The organism is Bacillus sp. FSL R5-0523 (genome assembly GCF_037975295.1).
GTDB classification, from domain to species: domain Bacteria; phylum Bacillota; class Bacilli; order Bacillales; family Bacillaceae; genus Bacillus; species Bacillus subtilis.
The window spans coordinates 2,921,195-2,936,778 of sequence record NZ_CP150251.1 but is presented as its reverse complement, the minus strand read 5'-3'; the positions used below and the strand labels follow the sequence as shown (position 1 = coordinate 2,936,778).

14 protein-coding genes and 1 other annotated feature are annotated in these 15,584 nt (G+C 45.1%); of the genes, 8 read left to right on the top strand and 6 right to left on the bottom strand.

Annotated features, from left to right (window positions below; genetic code table 11):
• Positions 1 to 82: 82 nt before the first annotated feature.
• Positions 83 to 868, bottom strand: coding sequence for a blue-light photoreceptor (locus NYE53_RS15055; protein ID WP_014480616.1), 786 nt, complete (start codon positions 866 to 868; stop codon positions 83 to 85).
• A gap of 404 nt (positions 869 to 1,272) precedes the next feature.
• Here NYE53_RS15055 and NYE53_RS15050 point away from each other — a divergent pair, with 404 nt between their 5' ends.
• The 3 genes from NYE53_RS15050 to NYE53_RS15040 all read left to right on the top strand — a co-directional run bounded on the left by NYE53_RS15050 (position 1,273) and on the right by NYE53_RS15040 (position 4,876).
• A complete protein-coding gene (locus NYE53_RS15050; RefSeq protein WP_003246114.1) occupies positions 1,273 to 1,608 on the top strand; it encodes a DUF4257 domain-containing protein in 336 nt (111 codons plus the stop codon).
• A 102-nt stretch (positions 1,609 to 1,710) separates the two neighbouring features.
• Positions 1,711 to 1,925: a binding site (T-box leader), on the top strand.
• A gap of 109 nt (positions 1,926 to 2,034) precedes the next feature.
• A complete protein-coding gene (gene leuS / locus NYE53_RS15045) occupies positions 2,035 to 4,449 on the top strand; it encodes a leucine--tRNA ligase (RefSeq protein ID WP_063335761.1) in 2,415 nt (804 codons plus the stop codon).
• Between the two features lie 115 nt (positions 4,450 to 4,564).
• Entirely contained in the window at positions 4,565 to 4,876 is a 312-nt protein-coding gene (locus NYE53_RS15040; protein ID WP_004398993.1) for a rhodanese-like domain-containing protein, read from the top strand.
• A gap of 21 nt (positions 4,877 to 4,897) precedes the next feature.
• Here NYE53_RS15040 and melA read toward each other — a convergent pair whose 3' ends face one another.
• Genes melA through NYE53_RS15015 form a run of 5 tightly spaced genes read right to left on the bottom strand, consistent with a single transcriptional unit; the run spans position 4,898 to position 10,294 of the window.
• Entirely contained in the window at positions 4,898 to 6,196 is a 1,299-nt protein-coding gene (melA, locus tag NYE53_RS15035) for an alpha-galactosidase MelA (RefSeq protein WP_038429489.1), read from the bottom strand.
• 19 nt (positions 6,197 to 6,215) lie between these two features.
• The gene (locus tag NYE53_RS15030) at positions 6,216 to 7,046 is read right to left on the bottom strand and encodes a carbohydrate ABC transporter permease (protein ID WP_339245431.1); all 831 of its coding nucleotides are present in this window, start codon (positions 7,044 to 7,046) and stop codon (positions 6,216 to 6,218) included.
• Complete coding sequence (locus NYE53_RS15025; protein WP_015251409.1) at positions 7,043 to 7,954, bottom strand: sugar ABC transporter permease; 912 nt, start codon at positions 7,952 to 7,954, stop codon at positions 7,043 to 7,045. Before NYE53_RS15025 ends, NYE53_RS15030 begins: the two co-directional genes overlap by 4 nt.
• Positions 7,947 to 9,227: an ABC transporter substrate-binding protein gene (locus NYE53_RS15020; protein ID WP_339245429.1), complete on the bottom strand. Its 1,281-nt coding sequence runs from the start codon at positions 9,225 to 9,227 to the stop codon at positions 7,947 to 7,949. The genes NYE53_RS15025 and NYE53_RS15020 overlap by 8 nt, the downstream gene beginning before the upstream one ends.
• 32 nt (positions 9,228 to 9,259) lie before the next feature.
• A complete protein-coding gene (locus tag NYE53_RS15015) occupies positions 9,260 to 10,294 on the bottom strand; it encodes a LacI family DNA-binding transcriptional regulator (RefSeq protein WP_339245427.1) in 1,035 nt (344 codons plus the stop codon).
• A 217-nt stretch (positions 10,295 to 10,511) separates the two neighbouring features.
• On the opposite strand from NYE53_RS15015, the gene NYE53_RS15010 reads away from it, so the two are divergent.
• The 5 genes from NYE53_RS15010 (at position 10,512) to bioD (ending at position 15,584) form a co-directional block, all read left to right on the top strand.
• Positions 10,512 to 11,411, top strand: coding sequence for an alpha/beta hydrolase (locus NYE53_RS15010; protein WP_339245423.1), 900 nt, complete (start codon positions 10,512 to 10,514; stop codon positions 11,409 to 11,411).
• Between the two features lie 209 nt (positions 11,412 to 11,620).
• Positions 11,621 to 12,397 (top strand): 6-carboxyhexanoate--CoA ligase, encoded by a 777-nt coding sequence (bioW, locus tag NYE53_RS15005; RefSeq protein ID WP_033884852.1) that lies wholly within the window; start codon positions 11,621 to 11,623, stop codon positions 12,395 to 12,397.
• Positions 12,387 to 13,733 carry an adenosylmethionine--8-amino-7-oxononanoate transaminase gene (gene bioA, locus NYE53_RS15000; RefSeq protein WP_339245420.1) on the top strand — a complete coding sequence of 449 codons (1,347 nt, stop codon included), beginning with the start codon at positions 12,387 to 12,389 and terminating at the stop codon, positions 13,731 to 13,733. Before bioW ends, bioA begins: the two co-directional genes overlap by 11 nt.
• On the top strand, positions 13,723 to 14,892 hold the full coding sequence (gene bioF / locus NYE53_RS14995; RefSeq protein WP_339245417.1) for an 8-amino-7-oxononanoate synthase: 1,170 nt from the start codon (positions 13,723 to 13,725) through the stop codon (positions 14,890 to 14,892). Before bioA ends, bioF begins: the two co-directional genes overlap by 11 nt.
• On the top strand, positions 14,889 to 15,584 hold the full coding sequence (bioD, locus tag NYE53_RS14990) for a dethiobiotin synthase (protein ID WP_015251416.1): 696 nt from the start codon (positions 14,889 to 14,891) through the stop codon (positions 15,582 to 15,584). The genes bioF and bioD overlap by 4 nt, the downstream gene beginning before the upstream one ends.

Here is a 15,584-nt window from a genome sequence, read left to right as displayed (position 1 = left end):
AAGATGACAAAATCCTAAAATGAAAACCATTTTAGGATTTTGTCAACAATCTGAAAGATCCCGCCGGATGAGCGGGATCTTTTTACATAATCGGAAGGACATTAACGGCATCCTTTACATTTAAAAATGTTTTCAGCGATGAAAAATTGGCATCCAATTTATTCATTTTCATGGCCAATTCAGGCTTAATGCCGGTAATGATTAACTCAGTTCCGGTCAATTTCAGCAAATGGCTCAGCTTGAAAATTTGGTCGGCCGTTTGTTCGTTCACTTGGGCCAATCCGGATAAATCAATGATCAAATAATCATCTTTGGATGTTGATAAGATATTCGTCAATGTGCAAACGATGGAATTAAATCGCTCCTCTGTCAGGTTTCCGACTAGCGGAAGAGCCGAAATGCCATTGCGAATCGGTACAATAGGAGTTGAAAGTGCAGTAATTTCCGTGAGGGAATCCTCGAGAAGCTTTTCATACTCTTTTTGCTTGGTGATGTCTTTCTGAATTCCGACAAAATACGTTTTATCCTCTATTTCCATTGGATCAATATTTAATTCATTCCAGAACATCGTTCCGTCTTTTTTGTAGTTTTGGATCTGAACGGTGACCGGTTCTTTATTTTGTAAAGCGGTTCTGATGTTGTCCACTTCTGCAGGATCTGTGTGTTTCCCCTGTAAGAAGCGGCAGTTCTTTCCTAAAATTTCTTCGGTCTCGTAGCCGGTCATTTGAACAAAGCCTTGATTTACGTAGACAATAGGATTATCTTCAAGTGCGGGATCTGTAATTACCACACCGACTCGCACGTGATCAAGCGCTTTTTTGATGACTTCCAGCTGTCCTGGTATCCCAAATGATTGAAAACTAGCCATATAAATCCCCCTTAGGCCGTCAGCTTGCTATGCGAAAGCCTGATATTCCCCTTTTTTAAAATGAATTCTACAGTAACCGTAGCACAACACATGTTCTGATTCAAGCAAGTGCAGTTTGTTGTTTGTCATTAGGGCTTGTCCTCGTATACACTAAAAATAAGAACAGAATTTGAACATATGAACGGAAAGGTTTTCTACATGCTAAATAGGTGACTAGGTAAATGTCACTGGGTGAAAAATGAATCCAATGCATCAAGCTTACCGATCATGTGTTCACATATAATGGAAGAAACAAGCTTTTTACAGATTTGCCGGTATGTAGATATCGAAAATCATCGGAATCGTTTAAGGGGGCTGGATGGCCTGAAGTCGCTTTACGAAATAAGGGCTTTAGGAAGGTGATGATGAAGATGCTGCATCAGGTACTTATTGCTTGTGTAATTGGAGGAATCATGGGGATTCTCGGTCATGTGAAAAAGAGAGGCAGGCTGGAGAAGCCCAGAATGACGAAGCGGTTTATCTACCTTGGATTTTTGGAAGATTGGTTTATCGGAATGACAGCTTCCATTTTACTTGTATTATCCGCTGACCCCGATTCAGGAATTCAACTTGTCATCTTATCCATTATCTCAGGCTACGGCGGTGAAGCTGTTCTCAGAAGTTTTGACTTTGTGAGAGAACTGAACAGCGGCGGCGAACCGGCCGAGTCCAAACGTCAAACCAAAACTCCACCCGAATAATTGTCCTCAATCTTCGCCCGTTCAGGGTACATTCCCATTGTATACAAACCTGCTTGCACTTATGAACAGAATTCTATAAAATACAGTTAGATTACGGTTGCGATAAGAACAATGAAGAGGAGCAGTAAGAAACAGATATTGTTGCAGAGAGTTGACGGCTGGTGAAAGTCAATCAAGTTTGTTTCCGAACTCACCTCAGAGTTGCAGCGGTGAAAAGCCGCTGACGCATAACTGCGTTAAAAGTATCAAGTGAGTGCGGCGTATGCCGCGCTAACGAGGGTGGTACCGCGGGAAAACGAAAGTCTCTCGTCCCTTTTTGGGATGAGGGAGTTTTTTTTAGTTTGGGAATATTCTGAATATAATCCTCTCCTTCCCGTCAATACTTGAACCATACACGCCGTATTCAATCAGAAGGAGGTTTTTACTTTGAGTTTTCAGCACAAAGAGATAGAAAAGAAATGGCAAACATATTGGCTTGAAAACAAAACATTTGCCACTCTTGATAATAATGAAAAACAAAAATTTTACGCGCTGGACATGTTCCCTTATCCGTCTGGAGCTGGGTTGCACGTCGGCCATCCTGAAGGATACACAGCTACGGATATTCTGTCCCGGATGAAGCGCATGCAGGGCTATGATGTCCTTCATCCAATGGGCTGGGACGCATTCGGCCTGCCAGCTGAACAATACGCCCTTGACACAGGGAACGACCCTGCTGTGTTTACGAAGCAGAATATTGATAACTTCCGCCGCCAAATTCAAGCGCTTGGCTTCTCATATGACTGGGATCGCGAAATCAATACGACTGACCCTGAATACTATAAATGGACGCAATGGATTTTCTTAAAGCTATACGAAAAAGGCCTTGCTTATGTTGACGAAGTGCCTGTAAACTGGTGCCCTGCGCTCGGTACTGTTCTTGCCAACGAAGAAGTCATTGACGGCAAGAGCGAACGCGGCGGCCATCCGGTAGAGAGACGCCCAATGAAGCAGTGGATGCTGAAAATCACAGCCTATGCGGACAGGCTCCTTGAGGATTTGGAAGAGCTTGATTGGCCGGAAAGCATTAAAGATATGCAGCGCAACTGGATCGGCCGTTCGGAAGGCGCTCACGTTCATTTTGCTATAGATGGACATGATGATTCCTTTACGGTGTTTACAACAAGACCAGATACGCTGTTTGGCGCTACATACACTGTCCTTGCCCCGGAACACGCATTGGTGGAAAACATCACAACGGCTGAGCAAAAAGAAGCTGTTGAAGCTTATATCAAAGAAATTCAATCAAAGAGTGACCTTGAACGCACAGATCTTGCGAAAACAAAGACAGGCGTATTCACAGGAGCGTATGCGATCAATCCTGTAAACGGAGAAAAACTGCCGATTTGGATTGCAGATTATGTTCTTGCATCATACGGAACAGGTGCTGTCATGGCAGTTCCAGGCCACGACGAGCGTGATTTTGAATTCGCCAAAACATTTGGCCTTCCGGTGAAGGAAGTCGTAAAAGGCGGGAACGTTGAGGAAGCAGCTTATACTGGCGACGGCGAGCACGTGAACTCTGATTTCCTGAACGGCCTTCACAAACAGGAAGCGATTGAGAAAGTGATCGCTTGGCTGGAAGAAACGAAAAACGGTGAGAAGAAAGTGACGTACCGTCTTCGTGACTGGCTCTTCAGCCGCCAGCGTTATTGGGGCGAGCCGATTCCGGTCATTCATTGGGAAGACGGAACGTCAACAGCTGTCCCGGAAGAGGAGCTGCCGCTGATTTTGCCGAAAACGGATGAAATCAAACCGAGCGGAACGGGCGAATCACCGCTTGCGAACATTAAAGAGTGGGTGGAAGTCACAGACCCTGAGACAGGGAAAAAAGGAAGAAGAGAAACGAATACAATGCCGCAATGGGCGGGAAGCTGCTGGTATTTCTTGCGCTATATTGATCCGCACAATCCGGATCAGCTGGCATCACCAGAAAAATTGGAAAAATGGCTTCCGGTCGATATGTATATCGGCGGTGCAGAGCATGCCGTGCTTCACCTTCTGTATGCCCGCTTCTGGCATAAGTTCCTTTATGATATCGGTGTAGTGCCGACGAAAGAACCGTTCCAAAAGCTGTACAACCAAGGAATGATTCTCGGTGAAAATAACGAAAAAATGAGTAAATCTAAAGGGAACGTTGTCAACCCTGACGAAATCGTGTCCTCTCACGGTGCTGATACACTGAGATTGTACGAAATGTTCATGGGACCTCTTGATGCTTCAATCGCCTGGTCTGAATCAGGATTAGACGGTGCGCGCCGTTTCCTTGACCGTGTATGGCGCCTGTTTATTGAAGACAGCGGTGAGCTTAATGGCAAAATCGTTGAAGGCGCGGGTGAAACATTGGAGCGCGTCTATCATGAAACGGTCATGAAAGTCACAGACCATTATGAAGGCCTTCGTTTCAACACGGGTATTTCCCAGCTGATGGTCTTTATTAATGAAGCTTATAAAGCATCAGAACTGCCGAAAGAATATATGGAAGGCTTCGTGAAGCTTCTTTCTCCTATCGCGCCACACTTAGCGGAAGAGCTTTGGGAGAAGCTTGGCCATTCCGGCACAATTGCCTACGAAGCTTGGCCTGTATATGATGAAACAAAACTTGTGGATGATGAAGTTGAAATCGTTGTTCAGCTGAACGGAAAAGTAAAAGCGAAATTACAGGTTCCTGCCGATGCAACGAAAGAACAGCTGGAACAGCTTGCTCAAGCAGATGAAAAGGTCAAAGAGCAGCTTGAAGGCAAAACGATTCGGAAAATCATCGCGGTGCCTGGGAAGCTTGTCAATATTGTGGCAAACTAAGCCTAGAAAAAATCCCCTTTGCCAAAAGGGGATTTTTTTCATCAGTCTCAGAATAGCAATCGTTCAGCTGACTTTGATATACTGAACATGATCACTGTGAATAGGAGTGTTTTCTTTGGAAATAAAAGAAATCAGCACAGCCGCTTTGAAAGAAAAAATTGAGGCGGACGAAGAATTATATTTAATTGATGTCAGAGAAGATGAAGAGGTAGCGGAAGGCATGATCCCTCAAGCCGTTCATATTCGCATGGGGGATATTCCTGAAAAAATGGAAACCCTTGATAAAGACAAAGAGTACGTATTTATCTGCCGCTCAGGAATGCGCAGTATGAACGTCTGCAAGTACCTGGATGAGCAAGGCTTTAAAACAGTCAATGTTGAAGGCGGCATGATGGCCTGGGAAGGCGAAACAAAACCAAAAAACTAGGGGGGAGCGGTCCCCTAGTTTTTATTTGTATTCCGGAAGCCAATCGCCGTGTGCTGCAAATAAATCGTCGCACATGGAGATGATGTCTTTCATGGAAAGCTCCGCGCTTGTATGCGGATCAAGCATTGCAGCTTGGTAAACCGCTTCTTTTTTTCGTGTGACAGCCGCTTCGATTGTCATCAGCTGTGTATTAATATTCGTCCGGTTTAAGGCGGCAAGCTGCTCAGGCAGTTCTCCGGCGAAACACGGTGTAATTTTTTTTCTGTCGGCGACGCATGTCACTTCCACAACCGCTTTTGAAGGAAGGTTGGTGATCAGCCCTGTATTCAAGACGTTTCCTCCGAAGGTGAATGGTTCGTTTGTTTCCATTGCTTCTATAATTCTTGAACCATATTCCTTTGAGCGTTCGTGCGTAAGGTCTTTATTATTGACGATATCATCCCGCATTTTCTCCCAATTTTCAATTTGCTTGACGCACCTTCTCGGATATTCGTCGAGCGGGATTTGCAGCTCGCTGATCAGTTCAGGGTAATTCCGTTTAATAAAGTATGGGTGATACTCTGCGTTATGTTCGGACGATTCCGTGACATAATAGCCGAACTTATCCATTAATTCAAACCGCACCATATCATGATGCTTTGTTTTTTGTTTTTCTTTCGCTCTCCTTTTGATTTCTGGATATAAATCTGTGCCGTCTTTTTTGACTTCCAAAAGCCAAGCCATATGATTGATTCCTGCGATGCGTTCCTCAATTCCGTCATGCTCCATTCCGAGAGCTTTAAATAAATCCTTCGTGCACACTTGAACACTGTGGCAGAGCCCGATTGTTTTGATATTGGTATAGCGGAGCATGGCGCCTGTAAGAGTGGCCATTGGATTTGTATAGTTTAAGAACCATGCGTCAGGGCACATTTCCTCCATATCTTTTGCGATATCAAATAAGACCGGGATTGTTCTGAGAGATCTGAATATCCCGCCAATGCCGACTGTATCGGCGATCGTCTGGCGCAGCCCATACCGTTTAGGAATCTCGAAATCGATGACTGTGCTCGGTTTGTATCCTCCAACCTGAATCGCATTGATGACATAGCCTGCGTTTTGCAAGGCGAGTTTTCTGTCATCATAGCTGTTGATGGCCACACTTGGGTTATAACGGTCTCTTAGATTTTCGAGCATGAGCTGGGATTCCTGCAGGCGTTTGGGATCAATGTCGTAAAGAGCGAACTCAAATCCATTCAGTGCCTCTGTTAACAGGCAGTCTCCCAAAACATTTTTGGCGAAAATCGTGCTCCCTGCACCGATAAATGTAATCTTTTTCATATTGCTTCCTCCTTTAATGTTAACCCTTTACCGCTCCGGAAGACAGGCCGGCAATAAAGTATTTTTGCAGCGCCAAAAACAGAACAACCATCGGCAGCATTGCCATAAGTGCCGCTGCGGCAACTAAATGAAGGTTGTTTGCGTTTTCTCCGAAAAAACCTGCCATGGCTACTGTTAATGTATGAACCTTTTGATCTTGTAAAAAGAAAATGGCAAATTGATAGTCGTTCCAAATGAAGACACAAGAAATAATACAGATGGTCGCAGTGATCGGCTTCAGCAGAGGAAACACAATCGTAAAAAAGATTTTCAGCATGCCTGCGCCGTCAATTCTTGCGGCTTCTTCAAGCTCTTTTGGAATGGTCGATCGGATAAAGCCCGAATACAAGAATACGGTTAACGGCATGTAAGCCGCTGTATTGATGAAAATGGCAATTGCGTGTGTATTGACCATCCCGGCGTCCACGACCATTCGGTACAAAGGAACCATGGACGTTAACGGAGGAATGATCATAATGGAAATCAGCAAGGCAAAAACGGCTTTATTCAGTTTCGTTTCCCGCCGGGCAAGCGGGTAGGCGGCAAGTGAGCCGAATATAATTAATAACAAGGCAGAAAAACCTGTGATGATCATGGTGTTTATAAAAGAGTTTCCTAGCGAAGCGCGCTCCCACGCCTCTGAAAAATTATGAAAGGAGATGTCGGCTGGAAATATCCATTTCGAACTGTAGTCTCCTTTTGCTTTCAATGAAGTGGTCAGCAGGATATAAAAAGGAATAAAATGCGCACAGGCCACAATGGCTGCAAGAAGCGTAATGATCCGCATGCTTTTTGTACGGGCGGCTCTCATGACATTTCCGTCTCCTTTCTTTTAAAGTACGCAAGCGCGCAAAAGCTGATGATCAAAATGACAAATGCCATAAATATGCCTTGCGTTGCGGCATAGCCGGCATCCTGCCGTTTGAAATACAAATCATACATAAACGTGGACATGGATTGTGACGCATTTCCGGGGCCGCCTGCGGTGAGTGCAATGATGACGTCAAACAGCTTTAAGCCTCCGATAATGTTGATGACCATATTAATGGTAATGGAGGGCATTAACAGCGGCAGCGTGATGGTAAAAAACTGCTGGCCTTGTTTCGCGCCATCCATTTGCGCCGCTTCATAGTAGTCTTTCGGAATGCTTTGCAGACCGGCTAAGTAGACAACCATAGCGATCCCGACATATTGATAGGTGTTAATCATGACAATGATCCATGGATTGAGCGAGGGACTGGCGAGCGCATTAATAGGGCTGATGCCGAAGACCCCGAGCAAATCGTTGAGCGCGCCTCCGTCATAGGAGAAGAAAAAGTACCAAATGTAGCCCATAATGAGCGGGCTGATCATCACCGGCAAATACACAATTGTTCTTGTTACCGCTTTCGTTTTAATGCTTTGATTTAAGAGCAGAGCGTACAGAAGCCCGACCACATTTTGAAAAAAGGTGCTGCCAAGCCCGTAAAGCAGCGTGTTTTTTAAGATATGCCAAGTATCAGGATCAGAAAACAGCCTTTCATATTGCGCGAATCCAACCCATTGGTAAACTTGTGAAAAGCCGTTCCAGTTTGTAAAGGTAATCAATGTGCCTTTCACAAACGGATAAATCATAAAGACCAGAACGGAGAGCAAAGCAGGAATGTACATCCACCAAAGTGAGGACTGCTTTTTTGGCTTAACCTGTTTCACATGAACGTCCCTTGCGATCTCACTCATTGTTTTCAGCTCCCTGTGTTTCCGATTGCTCCCGGAGTCGTTTATATTCTCTTCCCAGCTTCTGCGAAATGTCTTGAGGCGCCAAAATGTCAGCCGCCAGCTCCTGTCCGACCGTGCCCAGGACATCCCACATTCCGTTTGGCAAGTATAAACGGTCGAAGTAAGGCTCGACTTTGACATCTTGATAATGCTCATAATCGTTTGCGTAGAAAATATCAGCTTTCACATTGGTCAGCCCTGAAGGAAGCGATGTGGCTTCAGCCATTTGTTTGGCATTGGCCGGGCGGGCCATAAATGCGATAAATTCTTTTGCCTCTTTTAATTGAGGCGAATCTTTCCATACTGCAAGGGTGTAGCGTTCACCGCCGATCCATATCGGGTTATCACCGGGATGTATGGCGGGTGTCGGGATAATTCCGACCTTGACGTTCGGATTGATCTGGGCAACGTCTTGGCCGAGGGTGCCGCCTTGCATTGTAAAGGCGATTTTGTTTTGGGCCATTAATTCAATGAGCTGTGATTTTTTTGCCGTGACGGCGTCGATGTTAATCAATTTTTCTTTCTGCATTTGTTTGAGGATTTCTGATAAATAAGTGAATTTACTCCATTGAAAAGTGCCATTGATGAGCTGTTTTTTTTCATTATGGGCAGGGTCTGTGATGAGAAGAGGTGTAGCGAATTGGTCGTAATATTGAGCGAATGAGCTTTTGTCATAGCCGGCAAACCAGAAGGGAACAATGCTTCCCTTGCTCTTTTCTTTAATCGTTCTCAGTGCTTTGATAAAGTCATCCATGGTTTCCGGCGGAGCAATGCCGTAACGGTCTAAAATATTGCGGTTATACGCCAGACCGTCTTTTGCCTGATTGATCGGATAGGCATACACCTTTCCGCTTTTATTTTTGAGGATGCTGTTTAAATTGGGATCAAGATCTTGAGTCCATTCCATATCCCGGAGATCCGCTGTATATTCACCGTACCTGATTTTCCCCCAGCCATGTGTATCGAATAGATCTGGCAAATCATTGGCCGCCATTCTGACACGCATCATATTTTCATAGTCATTGCCTGGGAAATGAAGGCTGACATGAATGTCACTGTGTTCCTTTTCGAATGCTGCCGCTAGTTTTCTGAACGTATCTCTTTCACTGTCGGTTGACATTGTAGAATAAATGGTTAACGTCTTTTTTGCGGTATCTGCTGAGCTTTTCTCTGCTGAACACCCGGGCAGAACAAGCAGAATAAGAGAGAGAAATAAAACAAAAGTGTGTTTCATCTTTTCCTCCTTATCATCTGATGAATCTTTGCTTATGTCACCTCCTTTGCTGTACATCCGCAGCTTTGTCTTACGATTAATGTTGTAGGCAGGGTGACATGGTGAGGAAGCGTTCGGCCATTGAGACGGTCAAGCAGCAGTTTTACGCCTGTCCGGCCCATTTCCTCTGTGTATACCTTCACCGTCGTTAAAGGCGTGCTGGCAAATTCAGCTTCCTCAATGCCGTTAAAGCTGACGATTGCGGTATCCCGCGGCACTTGCAGTCCGGCTTCCTGAAGCGCTTTTAATGCGCCGATCGCCATAGAATCGCTGGCAATAAAGAATGCTTCCGGCAGATGGCCTTGATCGATTGCTTTCTTCATCAGGCGATAGCCCTCACGCATGCTGTATTCTCCGATCAGCACATGCTCAGGCTGGGGGGCGGCTGACTCCAAAAAAGCGGTCAGGCGTTTATCTTCAATCGTTCTGCGAATGCTTTGGCCGTCCTTCAGCGTATGCTCTTTTTCTTGTCCGCCAATGTAGCCTAACCGTTTGTAGCCCAAGTCGAAAAGGTGATCAATCGCCTGGCGTGAAGCCGATTCAAAATCGATTCCAATCGAATCGTATGCTTGCGGATCTGGTGAATGATTGATAAATACGGCATGCTCCAGCCTTCCGCTGATATGCTTAACCGCTTCATCATGAACACGGCCGATGACAATGACACCATCCAATTCCCGAAAGATATGTTCCTGAAAGGAGCCGAGATGAATCGAATTTGTAATGAAAATTTCCTGTTCAAAGCATTCCTTTTCAATGCCTTTCCGAATGGAAGAAAAATAAGGGTCCTGCCTTTCCTGATCAGGGGACAGACAGCTCAGCACGCCGATCAGCGGCTGGGCCCGCTGTTTTTGCCCGCGGGATTTTCGGCGTTTGGCAACGGTTTGATAACCAAGCTCTTCAGCGATGTTGATGACTCTTTGTCTCGTTTCGCCCGCAACAGAAAGCGACTCATCTTCATTTAAAATTCTGGACACAGTTGCGCTGGAAACATTAGCTCTCAATGCGATATCTTTAATACGAACCATGGGTATCCCTCTCATCTATTTAGTAAAATATTAACTCATCTGTTTTTGATAAACTGATACTATCATATAAAAGTAAGCGGTTACAATAATTATTTTCGGAATATTTCGTTATATTTACTAAATATTTAGTAAATGATGTGATTTATGTTGGAAAAATAAAGGGGAACCCAGATCTGTCTCGTAAATGTGAAGTAAGCGAATAAGGAAGGGTGATGGGATGAGAGTCGAAAGAAGAAAGCAACTGTTTCGATTGCTTGGTGATTTGCCTGATCGGAGGCCAATCAGTGTTGAGACATTACGTATTGAAGAAAGAGAAGAAAATATTGTTGAAACGCTCCTGCTCGATTTAAATGGACATGAAAAGGTGCCCGCTTATTTTGTGAAGCCGAAGAAAACAGAAGGACCGTGCCCAGCCGTATTGTTTCAGCATTCGCATGGGGGCCAGTATGATAGGGGAAAAAGTGAGCTGATTGAGGGAGCGGATTATTTGAAAACGCCTTCTTTTTCTGATGAGCTTACTTCACTCGGATACGGCGTTCTTGCGATTGATCATTGGGGATTTGGAGATCGGCGGGGAAAAGCGGAAAGTGAGATATTTAAAGAAATGCTTCTCACCGGAAAAGTGATGTGGGGGATGATGATTTATGACAGTTTAAGTGCGTTGGACTATATGCAGTCACGCTCTGATGTTCAGCCTGACAGGATCGGAACCATCGGCATGTCTATGGGAGGTTTGATGGCGTGGTGGACAGCGGCGCTCGATGACCGGATTAAGGTGTGTGTGGATTTGTGCAGCCAGGTGGATCATCACGTTCTGATCAAAACACAGAATCTTGACAGGCACGGCTTTTATTATTACGTCCCATCGCTTGCAAAGCATTTTTCCGCATCGGAGATCCAAAGCCTGATCGCGCCGCGCCCGCACCTTAGTCTTGTTGGTGTACACGACCGGTTAACGCCGGCTGAGGGCGTGGACAAAATCGAAAAAGAATTGACAGCTGTCTATGCTGGACAGGGAGCTTCTGATTGCTACCGAGTGGTCCGTTCTGCTTCGGGACATTTCGAAACAGCAGTTATGAGGCATGAAGCTGTACGGTTTTTGAAAAAGTGGCTGTGAATGTTAAAAGAAATCGAAAAAGACCGTTTTGTGTGAAAACGGTCTTTTTGTTTCCTTTTAACCAACTGCCATAAATCGATGCTTTCTTCTATTGACAGAAACAGGAGAGAATAATATATTCTAATTGTTAACCTTTAAATATAATTGGTTAACAATTAAAGCGAGAAGCACTACACGTTCTTCAGTTATCAGTGAAAGGGCGAGAAATGATGCAAGAAGAAACTTTTTATAGTGTCAGAATGAGGGCTTCTATGAATGGATCTCATGAAGACGGCGGAAAGCATATATCCGGCGGAGAACGGCTTATTCCTTTCCATGAGATGAAGCATACAGTCAATGCTTTATTAGAAAAAGGGTTATCCCATTCAAGAGGAAAACCTGATTTTATGCAAATTCAATTTGAAGAGGTATATGAATCGATAAAAACCATTCAGCCATTGCCTGTGCATACGAATGAAGTGAGCTGCCCGGAAGAAGGACAAAAGCTGGCCCGATTGTTATTGGAAAAAGAAGGCGTTTCACGAGACGTGATTGAAAAAGCATATGAACAAATCCCTGAATGGTCAGATGTCAGGGGTGCGGTGTTGTTTGATATTCATACAGGCAAGCGAATGGATCAAACAAAAGAAAAAGGGGTGCGGGTCTCCAGAATGGATTGGCCGGACGCTAATTTTGAAAAATGGGCGCTTCACAGTCACGTGCCAGCTCATTCAAGAATAAAAGAGGCCCTTGCGCTCGCTTCAAAGGTAAGCCGGCACCCGGCAGCCGTTGCAGAATTATGCTGGTCGGACGATCCGGATTACATAACAGGCTATGTTGCGGGTAAGAAAATGGGCTATCAGCGTATTACAGCAATGAAAGAATACGGGACTGAAGAGGGCTGCCGAGTCTTTTTTATTGATGGATCCAATGATGTAAACACGTACATACATGACCTGGAGAAGCAGCCTATTTTAATAGAGTGGGAGGAAGATCATGACTCATGATTTGATAGAAAAAAGTAAAAAGCACCTCTGGCTGCCATTTACCCAAATGAAAGATTATGATGAAAACCCCTTAATCATCGAAAGCGGGACTGGAATCAAAGTCAAAGACATAAATGGCAAGGAATACTATGACGGTTTTTCATCAGTTTGGCTTAATGTCCACGGACACCGCAAAAAAGAACTAGATAACGCCATAAAAAAACAGCTCGGAAAAATTGCGCACTCCACGTTATTGGGCATGACCAACGTTCCAGCAACCCAGCTTGCCGAAACATTAATCGACATCAGCCCAAAAAAACTCACGCGGGTCTTTTATTCAGACAGCGGCGCAGAAGCGATGGAAATAGCCCTAAAAATGGCGTTTCAGTATTGGAGGAACATCGGGAAGCCCGAGAAACAAAAATTCATCGCAATGAAAAACGGGTATCACGGTGATACGATTGGCGCCGTCAGTGTCGGTTCAATTGAGCTTTTTCACCACGTATACGGCCCGTTGATGTTCGAGAGTTACAAGGCTCCGATTCCTTATGTGTATCGCTCTGAAAGCGGTGATCCTGATGAGTGCCGTGATCAGTGCCTCCGAGAGCTTGAACAGCTGCTTAAGGAACATCACGAGGAAATTGCCGCGCTTTCCATTGAATCAATGGTACAAGGGGCTTCCGGTATGATCGTGATGCCGGAAGGATATTTGGCAGGGGTGCGCGAGCTATGTACAACATACGATGTCTTAATGATCGTTGATGAAGTCGCTACAGGCTTTGGCCGTACAGGAAAAATGTTTGCGTGCGAGCACGAGAATGTCCAGCCTGATCTGATGGCTGCCGGTAAAGGCATTACAGGAGGCTATTTGCCAATTGCCGTTACGTTTGCCACTGAAGACATCTATAAGGCATTTTATGATGATTATGAAAACCTAAAAACCTTTTTCCATGGCCATTCCTATACAGGCAATCAGCTTGGCTGTGCGGTTGCGCTTGAAAATCTGGCATTATTTGAATCTGAAAACATTGTGGAACAAGTAGCGAAAAAAAGTAAAAAGCTCCATTTTCTTCTTCAAGATCTGCACGCTCTTCCTCATGTTGGGGATATTCGGCAGCTTGGCTTTATGTGCGGTGCAGAGCTCGTCCGGTCAAAGGAAACCAAAGAACCTTACCCGGCTGATCGGCGGATTGGATACAAAGTTTCCTTAAAAATGAGAGAGCTGGGAATGCTGACAAGGCCGCTTGGGGACGTGGTTGCATTTCTTCCTCCTCTCGCCAGTACTGCTAAGGAGCTCACGGAAATGGTTGCCATTATGAAACAAGCCATCCACGAGGTTACGAGCCTTGAAGATTGATTCCTGGTTAAACGAGCGGTTAGACAGAGCAAAGGAAGCCGGCGTACACCGTAACCTGCGGTCAATGGATGGAGCTCCGGTTCCAGAGAGGAACATTGATGGCAAGAATCAAACGGTCTGGTCCTCAAACAATTATTTAGGACTCGCAAGCGATAGACGTTTGATCGATGCAGCCCAAACAGCATTGCAGCAATTTGGGACAGGAAGCAGCGGTTCACGTTTAACGACAGGCAATTCGGTCTGGCATGAAAAGCTAGAAAAGAAGATTGCCAGCTTTAAACGGACAGAAGCGGCCCTGCTGTTTTCGAGCGGTTACTTGGCCAATGTCGGTGTCCTTTCATCCTTGCCAGAAAAGGAAGATGTCATTTTAAGTGACCAGCTCAATCATGCAAGTATTATCGACGGCTGCCGACTTTCTAAGGCTGATACAGTTGTTTATCGGCATATTGATATGAATGATCTTGAAAACAAGCTGAATGAAACACAGCGTTATCAGCGCCGTTTTATCGTAACAGATGGGGTATTCAGCATGGATGGCACGATTGCCCCTCTTGATCAGATCATCTCACTTGCGCAACGCTATCATGCCTTCGTGGTCGTTGATGATGCCCATGCAACAGGAGTTTTGGGTGATTCGGGACGAGGAACGAGTGAATACTTTGGTGTTTGTCCTGACATTGTGATCGGCACCTTAAGCAAGGCTGTTGGCGCGGAAGGAGGTTTTGCGGCAGGATCAGCGGTCTTCATCGACTTTTTGCTGAACCATGCCAGAACATTTATCTTTCAAACCGCTATTCCGCCAGCCAGCTGTGCGGCTGCTCATAAGGCTTTCAACATCATTGAAGCCAGCAGGGAAAAACGACAGCTTTTATTTTCTTATATCAGTATGATCAGAACCAGTCTGAAGAATATGGGTTATGTGGTGAAAGGAGATCACACACCGATTATTCCTGTCGTCATTGGCGATGCCCATAAAACGGTCATATTTGCTGAAAAACTGCAGGGCAACGGAATTTATGCTCCTGCCATTCGGCCGCCAACCGTTGCGCCGGGTGAAAGCCGTATTCGAATTACAATCACGTCTGATCACAGTATGGGTGATATTGATCATTTGCTGCAAACATTTCATTCAATCGGAAAGGAGCTGCACATCATTTGAGGGGTTTTTTTGTGACAGGAACAGATACAGAAGTGGGGAAAACGGTTATATCCAGCGGAATCGCCGCTTTATTGCGAGAACATAATAGAGATGTCGGGGTGTATAAACCATTTTTAAGCGGGATATCGCGCCATCATCCAGATAGTGATACTAGTCTGCTGAAAGACATGTCGCAGACCAGTCTTTCTCATGAAGACATTACGCCTTTTGCCTTCAAAGCGCCGCTTGCACCATACGTTGCAGGGAAACTTGAAGGAAAGACTGTCACCATGGAAGAGGTTTTAAGCCATTGGGGGCGGATTAGAGAAAAACATGAATGCTTCATCGTAGAAGGTGCAGGCGGTATTTCTGTGCCATTGGGAGAGGACTATTTGGTCAGTCATGTCATAAAAGCGTTGCAGCTTCCCATGATTATTGTGGCGCGTCCTCGCCTTGGAACCATTAATCATACCTTTTTAACTGTCAAATATGCAGAAAGCATGGGGCTTCCAATCGCCGGAATTATCATTAATGGAATCAGTGACTCTCCTGATGAAGATGAAAAAACCAATCCTGAGATGATTGAGCGCTTATGCGGTGTGCCGATTTTAGGGGTTACGCCAAAGCTTGCCAACGTGACGAAAGAAACGGTTCTACATATGGTAAAAGACCATATCAATCTATCATTACTGATGAATCAAGTGGGGGTATGA

Excerpts from the sequence above, each read along its gene's own strand:
- NYE53_RS15055 (WP_014480616.1), bottom strand. The coding sequence starts at position 868 with ATGGCTAGTTTTCAATCATTTGGGATACCAGGACAGCTGGAAGTCATC.
- NYE53_RS15050 (WP_003246114.1), top strand. The coding sequence starts at position 1,273 with ATGAAGATGCTGCATCAGGTACTTATTGCTTGTGTAATTGGAGGAATC.
- melA (WP_038429489.1), bottom strand. The coding sequence starts at position 6,196 with ATGAAAAAGATTACATTTATCGGTGCAGGGAGCACGATTTTCGCCAAA.
- NYE53_RS15030 (WP_339245431.1), bottom strand. The coding sequence starts at position 7,046 with ATGAGAGCCGCCCGTACAAAAAGCATGCGGATCATTACGCTTCTTGCA.
- NYE53_RS15025 (WP_015251409.1), bottom strand. The coding sequence starts at position 7,954 with ATGAGTGAGATCGCAAGGGACGTTCATGTGAAACAGGTTAAGCCAAAA.
- NYE53_RS15020 (WP_339245429.1), bottom strand. The coding sequence starts at position 9,227 with ATGAAACACACTTTTGTTTTATTTCTCTCTCTTATTCTGCTTGTTCTG.
- NYE53_RS15015 (WP_339245427.1), bottom strand. The coding sequence starts at position 10,294 with ATGGTTCGTATTAAAGATATCGCATTGAGAGCTAATGTTTCCAGCGCA.
- NYE53_RS15010 (WP_339245423.1), top strand. The coding sequence starts at position 10,512 with ATGAGAGTCGAAAGAAGAAAGCAACTGTTTCGATTGCTTGGTGATTTG.
- bioW (WP_033884852.1), top strand. The coding sequence starts at position 11,621 with ATGCAAGAAGAAACTTTTTATAGTGTCAGAATGAGGGCTTCTATGAAT.
- bioA (WP_339245420.1), top strand. The coding sequence starts at position 12,387 with ATGACTCATGATTTGATAGAAAAAAGTAAAAAGCACCTCTGGCTGCCA.